An 11822-nucleotide genomic window follows, 5' to 3' on the forward strand; every position below is an offset into this window, starting at 1 on the left:
GAAGGCAGTCTCGCCAAAGCGGACTGGCTTGGCAAGGGCGTGGGGCGACAAGAAATGTCGCGGGTGCGAAATTCAGCTGCCGCAGATGCCTTGGAGGCGGAGCCAGTCATTGTCTGAGAGGAGCGGCTCTGGCGTGACAGTGGCGAAAGGGTCTGCCTCGATCAGCTCGAGCGTCTCTTCGCCTGTGATGTCGCGCGCATAGGCATAGGGGCGCGCGCGCACAGACCAAGCTGCAAAGCCACGCAGCAGCGTGTCTTGGGGCACAAAGCTGCGAGGCTCTGTCAGCATGTGCTCGGCGTAGGCGTCTTGAGCGGCACTTGGCACTTGGCCTGTCGTCAAGAGGCGCAGCGTGGTGACGAGGCCTGCGTGGGTGAGAAAGTCATGCAGCGGGTCGTGCAGTTCGGCTGCGAGGTGCTCGGCGATGATATAACCTGCGACAACGTCAGGCTCTTCGAAGTCCTCAATCAAGGCGCGATTGAGCAAGATGACCCCGCCTGGAAGATGTGCGGCCTCGAGCACGCCGCCTGGTAAGACGACGAGGCGCGCGGCGCCATCTGGGGAAGGCAGGCGCGCGCCGAGTTTGCGCAGGGCTCGCGTGCCTTCGGGGGCTGTGCAGGGCAGACCTGCGACACGGGTGATGCGCGATAGGAGGGCAGAGCCAAGCTCTGTGCGTTTGACATCTGGCACAACGCGCACAGCATGGTCGCGCGCGGCAGAAGGCAGCCAGAAGACACCAAGTGCGGCGACTGTGGCAAGGACACCAAGGCTAACCCAGAGGCGCAAGCGGCCCGGATGTGGACGCGCGCGCTCGATACGGGAGCGGAGCTTTTCGATTGCGTCGATCATCGTGGCTTCGTCTGAGGGAAGCTCCAAAGTTTCGGTTCGGTCACCATCTGGGTGAAAAATCGCGGGGCGGGTGCCCGGATTGGCGCGCTCTATCGCGGGGAGGGACCAATGGGCGAGGGCGCGGTCGTTGTGATCCGATATTGTGAGCGTGGCATCGCCAATCGAGACGATCACCTCACGGCGCTGGGCGTCTGCATTGGCACGCCAGAGGCCAGTGGCTTCTATACGGTCATACTCTTTAAGCGCGGTCATCGGATGGGGCTGCTCCTGCCTCTTTTTACAGAGGGTAGCATGCGGTGTGCGCCAGTGGAAAGAGGGATTGCGCCGCGGCTTTGCCACGGCGCTAGGAGGAGGGATCTAGCCCCTACCTCAGAGTCTATTTGGAAAGAGGAAGCTGCGTGGTTTTAGAGGGTTTTGGCGATTGTGCGCAGCTCGAATTTTTGGATTTTGCCCGTGGAGGTTTTGGGGAGCTCTTGAAAGACCACTTTCTTGGGCGTTTTGAAGCCAGCAAGTTTTGTGCGGGCAAAAGCGATCAACTCTTCTTCGCTGGCTGTTGCGCGGGGCTTCAGCTCAACAAAGGCGCAGGGCACTTCGCCCCATTTGTCATCGGGCTTGGCGACAACCGCGCAGAGCGAAACGGCGGGATGGCTGGCGAGCACACCTTCGACCTCCACAGAGCTGATATTTTCGCCACCTGAGATGATGATATCTTTGGAGCGGTCCATGATCTGCAAATAGGTGTCGGGGTGCTGGATCGCGAGATCGCCCGAGTGAAAGAAGCCGCCCTTGAAGGCTTCGGCTGTGGCCTCGGGGTTTTTCAAATACCCTTTCATGACGGTATGCCCGCGGATCATGATTTCGCCTTGGGTTTGGCCGTCATGGGGGACGGGGGCCATTGTGTCGGGGTCAAGCACCACGGCTTCGTCCATCATGGGCATGAGAACACCTGTGCGCGCTTTGATGGCATAGCGCTCCTCGGAGGGGCGCTCATCCCAGCGCGAGCGCCAGAGGCATTCTGTGACGTGGCCGTATGTTTCGGTGAGGCCGTAGACTTGCGTGACGTTAAACCCGAGCGGCTCAATGGCGGCCAGAGTGGCGGCGGGGGGCGGCGCACCTGCCGTGAAAACCTGAACGGTGTGGTCAAAGCCGCGTCTGTCGTCGTCTTCGCAATTGACCAAGGTGTTGAGCACGATAGGGGCGCCGCCAAAATGGGTCACGCCTTCATCAGCAATGGCATCATAGACCGCCTTGGCTGTGACATTGCGGCAGCAAACGATTGTTCCGCCCAGAAGTGGCATCATCCATGTGTGGTTCCAGCCGTTGCAGTGAAACAGCGGTACGATTGTCAGGTAGACAGGCCGCAGGGTGAGCTGCCAGCTTACGACAGTTCCCATGGTCATGAGGTATGCGCCGCGGTGATGGTAGACGACGCCCTTAGGGCGGCCTGTTGTGCCAGAAGTATAGTTGAGTGCGAGGCTTTCCCACTCATCTTGCGGCATGATCCATTTGAACGCGGCATCCCCACCCGCGAGGAAGGCTTCATATTCTGGATATCGCCCAGTGGCAGGGTGGCCATGGGAGGGATCAGCGACTTCGATAATTTGAGGGCCTTTGCCGTCCATGGCCGCGATGGCGGCCTCAACCGAGGGTAGGAACTCTGTATCGACCAACGCCATTTTGGCTTCGCCGTGCTCAAAGATGTAGCGGATGGTTTCGATGTCGAGCCGGGTGTTGATGGCGTTGAGTACGGCACCTGTGGCGGGGACGGCGAAATGTGCCTCACAATGGGCGGGGATATTGGGCAGAAGGGTTGCGACGACATCGCCTGGCTGAACACCTGCGCGGGACAGAGCAGAGGCCAGTGCGCTCACGCGGGCATGATACTCGGCATATGTTTTGCGGTGCTGCGTGCCGTAGGCAACAGCCAGACGATCGGGGAAAATATAGGAAGCGCGCTTGAGGTGAGAGAGCGGCGTCAGGGCCACAAAGTTTGCGGCGTTTTTATCCAAGCCAGTTTCATCGCGCATTTGAGCCATTGTCTTCTCCCTATTTTTTCCCGTTTATGTCGGGTTTGGGGGAGACTACGCGCAGGAAGGCATATTTGAAAAGCCTATGTGCGACCAATTAGGGGCGGAAATGACGTGACTGAGACAAGACCTGTAGCGGCGGCAGTCTGGATGCTTGCGAGTATGCTAATCCTTGGGGTGATCGACAACTTTATCGTCGTGATGGCAGAGGTCATCAGTCTTTGGCAGATGTATGTGATCCGTCTGCTCATATCCATTCCTGTGGTCTTTGGTGTGGCGCGACTTTTGGGGCAGCAGTTTTTACCTGTGAACTGGTGGCCTGTTTTGTTGCGCAGCTTTCTGTTTGCTTCGGCGATGTTGTTTTACTTTGCATCGCTCGCCTTTTTGCCGATTGCGCAGTCGCTTGCAGGATTGTTTACCTCGCCCATCATTGTTGTCCTGATCACTGCACTTTTTTTGCGAGAACCGATTGGAGCCTATCGTATTGGCGCTGTGATTGCGGGCTTTGTCGGAACACTTGTCGTGCTTCAGGTCAGCCCGAGCAACTTTAGCCCGCTTGTCATTGTGCCGGTTATCGGCGGGGTTCTGTATGCGCTGAATGCTGTGATTACGCGGCGGATGTGTGGAGCGGAAAGCACCTGCACGCTCTTGGCGGGAACGATGGGGATGCAGGGTGTGCTCGGGATGCTCGGGCTTTTGGCGATTACCGTCTTTGGAGTGGAAGAGATCAGCGGGCCGCTGGCCTTTGTGACGCGGGGCTGGGTCTGGCCAATGGAAGGGGTAGACCTGCTTTTGGTGGCGCATGTGCTCGGCTCAATCGTGGGCGTCTTTTGTCTTACCAAAGCCTATCAGCTCGGTGAGGCCTCGCATGTGGCTGTGTTTGAATATTCGATCATGGTGTTTGGGCCTGCCTTTGCTTTTGTCTGGTTTGGGCAAAGCCTGAGCGCGGTGCAAATGGCGGGGGTTGTGCTGATCATTGTTGCGGGCTCGGTGATTGCTTTGCGTTCGCGGCAAAGCTAGGCTTCGGCCATGATTATTTCGCGCGGGCGACAGTATATTTTTGTGCATATCCCGAAGACGGGGGGGACCTCGCTTGCTCTCGCGCTTGAGGCGCGGGCGATGCGCGACGACTTGATGCTGGGCGATACGCCTAAAGCGCTTAAACGGCGCAAGAAGCTGATGGGCGTGGAGGCGCGCGGGCGGCTTTGGAAGCATTCGACACTGGCTGACATTGAGGGGCTGGTGAGCCGTGATGAGATGCAGGAGATGTTGTGTTTTACTTTGGTGCGTAACCCTTGGGACCGCATTGTGAGTTATTATCACTGGCTGAAAGTGCAGAGCTTTGAGCACCCCGCAGTGGCGACGGCCAAGACGCTGGGCTTTAGTGACTTTCTGCGCGCGCCGGCTGTGGCTGGTCCGATAAAGACGCATCCTTATGAGAGCTATTTGCGCGCGAGTGATGGGCGATCGCGTGAGGCGCTTTATATCAGGCTGGAGCATTTTGCCGAAGATGCTGCGCCGCTCATGGAGCATCTTGGGTTTGAGCTTGATCTGCCACGGGCAAATGCCAGTGTTCGAGAGGGTGATTACCGTCGCTATTTTAGCGCCGATGATTCGGAGGTTGTGGCGGAGCTCTGTGCGGAAGATATTGAGAAATTTAACTACAGTTTCGGTTAAAACGTCAAAAATCAGAACAATTTGGTCGCGCGTTGCCGCGCTGTTTCGCTTGGCGGGACAGTGCCTAAAACTTGTCGCAAACCCGCCCCACAACTTCCAAGAGAATCAGGCCATATCTTTTCACTGCTTATGAAAAGCCGCCTGCCAGCGGCGCTACAAAAACCCGCCTGCCAGCGGTTAGAAAACCTGGGGACGATAAAATGTTTGGATGGAATGGCGCAAAGCGTCAGAAAACCTATTTGGCATCGAAGGGTGCAGAGAGAGGGTATCGCGCCAAGACGGGTGTGATGTCTGGAGTTGTGTCAGGCACGAAAGTGGCCACAGAGTTTGGCTGGCGCGATGTTACCTCGCTGCAAGCCGGCGATCTGGTTTTGACGTTTGACGGCGGTCTGCAGCCTATCTCTTCAGTCAGCCGCACGCCGCTCTGGAGCGGGGAGGGCGCTTGCCCCAGAAACTTCTGGCCTCTGCTTGTGCCTGCGGGCGTTTTGGAAAACGATGTGGCGATGGTTCTGTTGCCGCGTCAGGGCGTGATGCTTGAAAGCGATGTGGCGGAGGAAACGCTTGGCGATCCGTTTGCGATTGTTCCTGCGGCGGCACTTGAGGGTGTGCATGGGATCGAGCGGGTCTTTCCGCAGGATGACATGTGCGTTGTGACCCTGCATTTTGATTGCGCTCAGGTTGTTTTTGCGGAGCAGGGCGCGTTGCTTTTTTGTGCGGCTGGGGGCGATATGCTCGACACAGCGACACGGGCGTTTGACGCTACCCCAGCCTACACGGTGCTCTCGCTTGTTTTGGCGACTGAGGTGATTCAGAGCGGGGCGGTCTGGGCCTGAAACTTTATGGAAAATGGACAGATTTGCGGTGAATTATGGCGCGTGTTGATCTGAAATTGGAAACAATAAGCTCCAATTTGCCACATTGTTGCCATAATTGAGTGAGAAATGCCGCGAAATTGTCTTAATTTGGCCCCACGGCCAACAGGATTGAGAGACAATTTGAATCAAGAGTTACACGTCGTCTGCCAGCGACTGAACACTTGGGGGAAGCGGCCCGCGCGACACGAAAGCGTGAGAGGCCCAACACAAAAGACGCCGCTCCTTTGAGCGACGCCCCTTCAGGTTCACATGGCATTCGGCAGGTATCTGTGCCTGTGCAATGCTGCGTTCTGTAATCCCCGGCTCGCAAGAGTCTCGCGTTTGCAACGTCCGGTCACAGTAGAGTGGGTGCGCCTTCCACGCGCACCCACTCGCTAGCCTTTAGGCCGCTTTGTCAGCGGCAGGGGCAAAGCGAGTGTAGAAGCTTTGCCCTTTTTTAGCCATTTCTTCAAGCAAGGCTGGTGTAGCGAAGCGTGGGCCGTATTGGCCCGCGAGCTCGGCTGTGCGCTCGGCGGCATAGGGCGTTCCGATCATGTCGAGCCACGAGAGGGGGCCGCCAGACCACGGTGCGAAGCCCCAAGCGAGAATGGCCCCGACATCGCCTTCGCGGATGTCCATGAGCACGCCTTCTTCAAGCGCACGCACGGCCTCAAGCACCTGAGCGAACATGAGGCGCTCTTGCACTTCGATGAGCGTTGGCTGTTCTTCGGCCAAGGGGTATTTTTCGTTGAGACCGGGCCAGAAGCCTGTGCGCTTGCCTTTGTCGTCATAGTCAAAGAAACCAGCGTTGGCCTTGCGACCCAAGCGGCCTTCGGCTTCGAGCCAGAAGATAAGGTCGTCCGCTGGGCTATCGGGATACTCCGCGCCCATCGCGGCCTTGGTCGCGCGGGCAATCTTTGCCCCCAGATCAATCGAGGTTTCATCGTTGAGCTGAAGCGGGCCGACAGGGAAACCGAGTTGGCGTGCCGCGTTGTCGATCAGCGAGGGGGCGACCCCTTCGGTGACCATGCGCAGGCCTTCGTTGATGTAGGGGATGATGCAGCGGTTGGCGTAGAAGAAGCGTGCATCATTTACAACGATTGGGGTTTTGCGGATCTGGCGCACATAGTCGAGTGCCTTGGCAACAGCGCGGTCACCTGTCTCTGCGCCTTTGATGATCTCGACCAGAAGCATTTTCTCAACGGGTGAGAAGAAGTGAATGCCGATGAACTGCTCCGCGCGCGTGCTGGCGCGGGCCAGATCGGTGATCGGCAGGGTCGAGGTGTTGGAGGCGAAAATGCAATCCTCTGGGATCACGGCCTCGACCTTTTTGGTCATCTCGGCTTTGACGGCTGGGTCTTCAAAGACGGCCTCAATGATCAGGTCACAGCCTTTGAGCGCATCAAGATCAGGCGTGGCTGTGATGCGCGCGAGCATTTCTTCTTTTTTCTCGGGCGTCGCTTTTTTGCGAGCGATGCCTTTGTCCATGTAGCTCGCTGTATAGGCTTTGCCTTTGTCGGCGGCGGCTTGATCTCGGTCGATCAGGACCACTTCGATGCCTGCTTGAGCCGAGACGAGCGCGATGCCTGCGCCCATCATGCCCGCACCGAGGACGCCGAGCTTTTTTACGCGCTGATCAGGCACATCGGCAGGGCGGACTGCGCCTTTGTCGAGCGCTTCTTTGTTGATGAAGAGCGAGCGGATCATGGCGGCGGAACTTGGGTTCATCAGGGTGTGGACGAACCAGCGTGTTTCGATTTTGAGTGCGGTATCGAAAGGCACAAGCGCGCCCTCGTAGACGGCGGACAAGAGCGCCTTGGCGGCGGGAAATGCGCCTTGGGTTTCTGAGTGCACCATTACGGAAGCACCGAGGAAAGTCATGAAACCAGCGGGGTGGTAGGGCGTGCCACCCGGCATTTTGTAGCCCTTTTCATCCCACGGTTTGACGATGTTTGGCTCGGAGAGCACCCATGTGCGGGCGTCTGCCATGGGGTCGGCCGAGACCTCATCAACGAGGCCTGCTTGCTTGGCTTTGACAGGATCAGAGAGTTTGCCTTGCAACAGGAACGGTGCTGCGGCCATTGCGCCGAGCTTGCGCACGAGGCGGGTTGTGCCGCCAGCACCGGGGAAGATGCCGACCATGATTTCGGGCAGGCCAATTTTGGCCTTTGGATTGTTGGCGACAAATGTGCGGTGGCAAGCAAGGGGGATTTCAAAGCCGATGCCGAGGGCTGTGCCTGGCATGACGCAGGCAATGGGCTTGCCGCCTTTGTTTGTCTTTGGGTCCATGCCTGCGCGTTCGATTTTGCGCAGAATGGCGTGCATGTTCATGACGCCGTCAAAAAGGCCTTTGGCTGGCTCATCGCCCGCGTCGTCTTTCATCTTGGCGATGACATTGAGGTCCATTCCGCCTGCGAAGCTGCCCTCTTTGCCAGAGGTGATGATGATGCCTTTGACTGCATCATCTGCAAGGGCGTCATCGACGAGGTTTGATAGATCAGAGAAGCCTTGGATGCTCATCACGTTCATCGACTTTCCAGCCGTGTCCCATGTGATGGTGGCTATGCCTTGGTCGTCTTTTGCGAGGGTAAAATCACTCATGTTTGTGTCTCCTTTAACGCGGTCTCAGGGACCGGTGAGGCTTTGATAGGCTCTGGGTGTTTGACGAGTTGCCAGTGTTTGTTTGAGGTGGCTGAGCACAGGCCTGCGCCGAGCCATTTTTCATCGCGATAGATCAGTGTCATATGGGTGAGGCAAGGCTCGATCACGGGGGTTGCACCGCTAAGGGCATAGACCTCGTGAATGCCTTCGATGCGGTTTGGATCATCGTGGGTGAAAACCGCTTCACGGCAGATTCTGTGGTAGGCTGTAACCCCACGCCTGGTGAGGTTGTCGCGCAGGCTCTTGAGAGAAGGCAGGTAGGATTCTCTCGTAGGGATATGCAAGGTCGCGTCATCTGTCTCGACAAAGCAGGGATAGTGGAGGTGATCCAGCACTGTGGAAAAATCCCTGTCCCATAAGGCTTGCCCGACGGTGTTGATATGAGCTTGATATATGTCTTTAGGGCACGTCATCGGTTTGGCTTAGACCCGTTCGATGATTGTAGCTGCGCCCATGCCTGAGCCGATGCAGAGCGTGGCGAGGCCTGTCTCTTTATCGCTGCGCTCAAGCTCATCCAGCAGGGCGGAGAGGATCATCGCGCCTGTCGCGCCCAAAGGGTGGCCCATGGCGATGGAGCCGCCGTTGACGTTGACCTTGGCGTGATCGACATTGAAGGCCTGCTCAAAGCGCATGACGACTGAGGCGAAAGCTTCGTTGACTTCAAACAGGTCGATGTCGCTGATGCTCATGCCGCTTTCGCGCAGAATTTTCTCTGTCACGGGGACGGGGCCTGTGAGCATGATTGTTGGGTCTGTGCCGATCTTGGCGGTGGCGCGGATGCGCGCGCGCGGCTTAAGGCCAAGTTGTTCGCCCAGCTCTTTGTTGCCAATCAGGACAGCGGCTGCGCCATCGACGATGCCTGAGCTGTTCCCCGCGTGGTGAATGTGGTTGATGCGCTCAAGCTCTGGGTACTTGAGGATCGCGATCTTATCAAAGCCGGGCATGACTTCGCCCATTTGCTTGAACGAGGGGTTCAGCGCGCCGAGGCTTTGCATATCGGTTTCGGGGCGCATGAACTCGTCATAGGCGAGGATGGGCAGGCCGTTGACATCGTAAACAGGCACGACGGAGCGGGAGAAGTGGCCCGCATCCCACGCCGCTTTGGCGCGCTTCTGGCTTTCAACGGCCATGGCATCGGCCATATCGCGGGTGAAGCCATATTTGGTGGCGATGATGTCGGCTGAGATACCTTGGGGGACGAAGTAGTTGTCAATCGCGATGCTCGGATCAACGGCGATTGCGCCGCCGTCGGAGCCCATTGGCACGCGAGACATGCACTCAACGCCGCCGGCGATATAGCCGTTGCCTGCGCCGCCGCGGACCTGATTGGCCGCGACGTTTACGGCCTCAAGACCCGAGGCGCAGAAGCGGTTGATCGAGAGACCAGGGATGCTTTCATCGAGATCGGAGGCGAGAACGGCTGTACGGGCAAGGCATGCGCCCTGTTCTGCAACCTGTGTGACATTGCCCCAGATAACGTCTTCAACGGCGTGGCCTTCAAGGCCATTGCGCTCTTTGAGGGCGTTGAGCGCCACGGCGGAGAGACGCGCGGCAGAGACTTCATGCAGGCTACCGTCTTTGCGGCCTTTGCCACGGGGGGTGCGCACAGCGTCATAGATATAGGCTTCGGTCATGGTGTGACTCCTGTCTTTCGCAAGAATTTAGGCGCGGTCAGCGGGGCTGCCGGGCATGAGATCGTAGGGGTATTTGAACCCCGGTGTGTTTTCGATGTTGGCAAGCCAGCGGTCGATATTGGGCCAGTCGGCGCGCACAAAGCCAAATGGCTCTGGATAAAACAGATAGCCGCAGTTTGAGATGTCGGCGTTTGTCAGGCCTGAGCCAACGATATAGTCGCGGCCCTCAAGGTGGCTCTCAAGCGTGGCATAGGCGCCTTTGAGGCGGCCTTGCATGAAGCCGATGACCTCTTGGGGCCGTTTGTCTTCTGGCAGGAAGTTCATCAGGAAACGGGTCATGCCTGCTTGGGAGGACATTTTGTGGTTGTCCCAGAGAACCCAGCGCAGGACCTCGTATTTGTCTTCTGGTGCGCCGCCGAATTTGCCGCTTTTGTCGGTGATATATTGTTGGATCACACCCGACTGGGTTAGGCGGATATCGCCGTCTTCCAAGAGGGGTACTTCGCCCATGATGTTCTTCGCGCGAAACTCGGGCGAGCGGCCTTCACCGCCAAAAAAGTCAACGAAGACGGGCTCCCACGCGAGGCCAGAGAGTTCTAGGGCGAGCGCAGCTTTGTAAGCGTTCCCGCTTTCGCCGAAGCAGTGGAGTTTGATCGTCATATCGTGGTCCTTGTGGCTGGCGCGGCTGAGGGTTTTACACCCCCAGATCCCCGCAGGATGTTTTGGGCATAAAGAAGAGCGTCAGAGCTTTCTGGAGATGAGCTCTTTCATGATCTCGTTGGTGCCACCGTAGATGCGTTGAACGCGCGCGTCAGCCCACATTTCCGCGACGGCATATTCTTGCATATACCCGTAGCCGCCGTGAAGCTGGACGCACTCGTCAAGGACTTCGCCTTGGGTGTCGGTGAGCCAGTATTTGGCCATGGCGGCTTTTTCGACCGTCAGCTCGCCGCGCAGGTGCTCGGCCATGCATTCGTCAAGGAAAGCGCGGGCGACTGTAAGCTTGGTTTTGCATTCGGCGAGTTTGAAGCGGGTGTTCTGGAACTGCATGATCGGACCGCCGAAGGCTTCGCGCTCGCGGCAATATTCAATCGTGCGTTCGACGGCGCCTTGCATGGCGCCAACTGCGCCGCAGCCGATAATGAGGCGCTCTTGGGGGAGCTGCTTCATCATTTGGTAGAAACCTTGGCCCTCTTCGCCACCCAGTAGGTTTTCGGGCGGGATTTCGACGTTGTCAAAGAACAGCTCGGAGGTGTCGGCGGCGTGGCAGCCGACTTTGTCGAGGTTACGCCCGCGTGAGAACCCTTCTGCTTTGTCGGCTTCAACGACGATGAGAGACGTGCCTTTGGAGCCTTCCTTCGGATCTGTTTTGGCTGCAACAATTATGAGGTCAGCGTGCTGGCCATTGGTGATAAAGGTCTTGGAGCCTGTGAGGCGGTAGGCGTTGCCATCTTTGATGGCGCGGGTTTTGAGGCGTTGTACATCGGAGCCGCCTGACGGCTCTGTCATGGCCAGTGCGCCGACCATTTCGCCAGATACCATCTTGGGGAGCCAGCGCTGCTTTTGCTCTTCAGAGCCGTAAGCGAGGATATAATGCGCGACGATGCCCGAGTGAATGCCATTGCCCCAGCTTGCGAGATTGGCGCGGGAGGCTTCAATCAGGATCGCGGCTTCATGGCCGAAGTCGCCGCCTGCGCCGCCGTATTCTTCGGGGATACTGGGGCAGAGGAGGCCAAGCGCACCAGCTTCGTTCCATGTGGAGCGGTCCATCTCGCCTTGTTTGCGCCATTTGTCGTAACGCGGCATCCATTCATCAGTAATGAACTTTTGCGTCATGTCGGCGATCATTTGGTGTTCTTCGGTCATCCATGCGGAAGCCATAGTGTTTCTCCTCCCCAGAAGATTTTATCTTTTGCGCGCATCCAGCTCCGAATTGAAGAGCCGCAGGCGCGCTGTCAGGTTTTCGTGATTCATCACGCTTTCAAAGTTTTCAAAAAGAAAACTCAGTGCCTCGCCCTCATCCAGCCCCGCGTCAGAGGCGAAGCGCTTGAGCCTGCGGTAGCCATCTTCCGTCATTGCGGCGGGAAAACGGCGGGTCAGGCGGAAGCGTTTTGGCATTGGGC

General features: G+C 57.8%; 11 protein-coding genes. 3 read left to right on the forward strand and 8 right to left on the reverse strand.

The genetic code is table 11. From position 1 onward, the window contains the following. Positions 1 to 72 precede the first annotated feature (72 nt). The gene (locus DSM117340_RS00995) at positions 73 to 1098 is read right to left on the reverse strand and encodes a hypothetical protein (RefSeq protein ID WP_089887135.1); all 1026 of its coding nucleotides are present in this window, start codon (positions 1096 to 1098) and stop codon (positions 73 to 75) included. Positions 1099 to 1250: 152 nt separating this feature from the next. After that, on the reverse strand, positions 1251 to 2882 hold the full coding sequence (locus DSM117340_RS01000) for an AMP-binding protein (protein ID WP_089887138.1): 1632 nt from the start codon (positions 2880 to 2882) through the stop codon (positions 1251 to 1253). A 105-nt stretch (positions 2883 to 2987) separates the two neighbouring features. Between DSM117340_RS01000 and DSM117340_RS01005 the strand changes: the two genes are divergently transcribed. From DSM117340_RS01005 to DSM117340_RS01015, 3 genes are all read left to right on the forward strand, one after another. Beyond that, on the forward strand, positions 2988 to 3893 hold the full coding sequence (locus DSM117340_RS01005) for a DMT family transporter (protein ID WP_245724329.1): 906 nt from the start codon (positions 2988 to 2990) through the stop codon (positions 3891 to 3893). A 9-nt stretch (positions 3894 to 3902) separates the two neighbouring features. Further along, the gene (locus tag DSM117340_RS01010) at positions 3903 to 4550 is read left to right on the forward strand and encodes a sulfotransferase family 2 domain-containing protein (RefSeq protein WP_089887141.1); all 648 of its coding nucleotides are present in this window, start codon (positions 3903 to 3905) and stop codon (positions 4548 to 4550) included. Between the two features lie 200 nt (positions 4551 to 4750). Then, positions 4751 to 5383, forward strand: coding sequence for a Hint domain-containing protein (locus DSM117340_RS01015; protein WP_089887142.1), 633 nt, complete (start codon positions 4751 to 4753; stop codon positions 5381 to 5383). Positions 5384 to 5806: 423 nt separating this feature from the next. Here the strand turns inward: DSM117340_RS01015 and DSM117340_RS01020 are convergent, their stop codons facing one another. From DSM117340_RS01020 to DSM117340_RS01045, 6 genes are all read right to left on the reverse strand, one after another. Then, on the reverse strand, positions 5807 to 8005 hold the full coding sequence (locus DSM117340_RS01020; protein ID WP_271437326.1) for a 3-hydroxyacyl-CoA dehydrogenase NAD-binding domain-containing protein: 2199 nt from the start codon (positions 8003 to 8005) through the stop codon (positions 5807 to 5809). Beyond that, entirely contained in the window at positions 8002 to 8400 is a 399-nt protein-coding gene (locus tag DSM117340_RS01025; protein ID WP_271437327.1) for a hypothetical protein, read from the reverse strand. Before DSM117340_RS01025 ends, DSM117340_RS01020 begins: the two co-directional genes overlap by 4 nt. Positions 8401 to 8487: 87 nt before the next feature. Further along, a complete protein-coding gene (locus DSM117340_RS01030; RefSeq protein ID WP_089887146.1) occupies positions 8488 to 9699 on the reverse strand; it encodes an acetyl-CoA C-acetyltransferase in 1212 nt (403 codons plus the stop codon). Positions 9700 to 9726: 27 nt separating this feature from the next. After that, entirely contained in the window at positions 9727 to 10359 is a 633-nt protein-coding gene (locus DSM117340_RS01035) for a glutathione S-transferase (RefSeq protein ID WP_089887148.1), read from the reverse strand. An 81-nt stretch (positions 10360 to 10440) separates the two neighbouring features. Continuing rightward, positions 10441 to 11580: an acyl-CoA dehydrogenase family protein gene (locus DSM117340_RS01040; RefSeq protein WP_089887150.1), complete on the reverse strand. Its 1140-nt coding sequence runs from the start codon at positions 11578 to 11580 to the stop codon at positions 10441 to 10443. Between the two features lie 24 nt (positions 11581 to 11604). Then, the gene (locus tag DSM117340_RS01045) at positions 11605 to 11817 is read right to left on the reverse strand and encodes a hypothetical protein (protein WP_089887152.1); all 213 of its coding nucleotides are present in this window, start codon (positions 11815 to 11817) and stop codon (positions 11605 to 11607) included. Positions 11818 to 11822: the final 5 nt, after the last annotated feature.

The organism is Lentibacter algarum (assembly GCF_040580765.1).
Taxonomy (GTDB): Bacteria; Pseudomonadota; Alphaproteobacteria; order Rhodobacterales; family Rhodobacteraceae; genus Lentibacter; species Lentibacter algarum.

Excerpts from the sequence above, each read along its gene's own strand:
- DSM117340_RS00995 (WP_089887135.1), bottom strand. The coding sequence starts at position 1,098 with ATGACCGCGCTTAAAGAGTATGACCGTATAGAAGCCACTGGCCTCTGG.
- DSM117340_RS01000 (WP_089887138.1), bottom strand. The coding sequence starts at position 2,882 with ATGGCTCAAATGCGCGATGAAACTGGCTTGGATAAAAACGCCGCAAAC.
- DSM117340_RS01010 (WP_089887141.1), top strand. The coding sequence starts at position 3,903 with ATGATTATTTCGCGCGGGCGACAGTATATTTTTGTGCATATCCCGAAG.
- DSM117340_RS01015 (WP_089887142.1), top strand. The coding sequence starts at position 4,751 with ATGTTTGGATGGAATGGCGCAAAGCGTCAGAAAACCTATTTGGCATCG.
- DSM117340_RS01020 (WP_271437326.1), bottom strand. The coding sequence starts at position 8,005 with ATGAGTGATTTTACCCTCGCAAAAGACGACCAAGGCATAGCCACCATC.
- DSM117340_RS01030 (WP_089887146.1), bottom strand. The coding sequence starts at position 9,699 with ATGACCGAAGCCTATATCTATGACGCTGTGCGCACCCCCCGTGGCAAA.
- DSM117340_RS01035 (WP_089887148.1), bottom strand. The coding sequence starts at position 10,359 with ATGACGATCAAACTCCACTGCTTCGGCGAAAGCGGGAACGCTTACAAA.
- DSM117340_RS01040 (WP_089887150.1), bottom strand. The coding sequence starts at position 11,580 with ATGGCTTCCGCATGGATGACCGAAGAACACCAAATGATCGCCGACATG.
- DSM117340_RS01045 (WP_089887152.1), bottom strand. The coding sequence starts at position 11,817 with ATGCCAAAACGCTTCCGCCTGACCCGCCGTTTTCCCGCCGCAATGACG.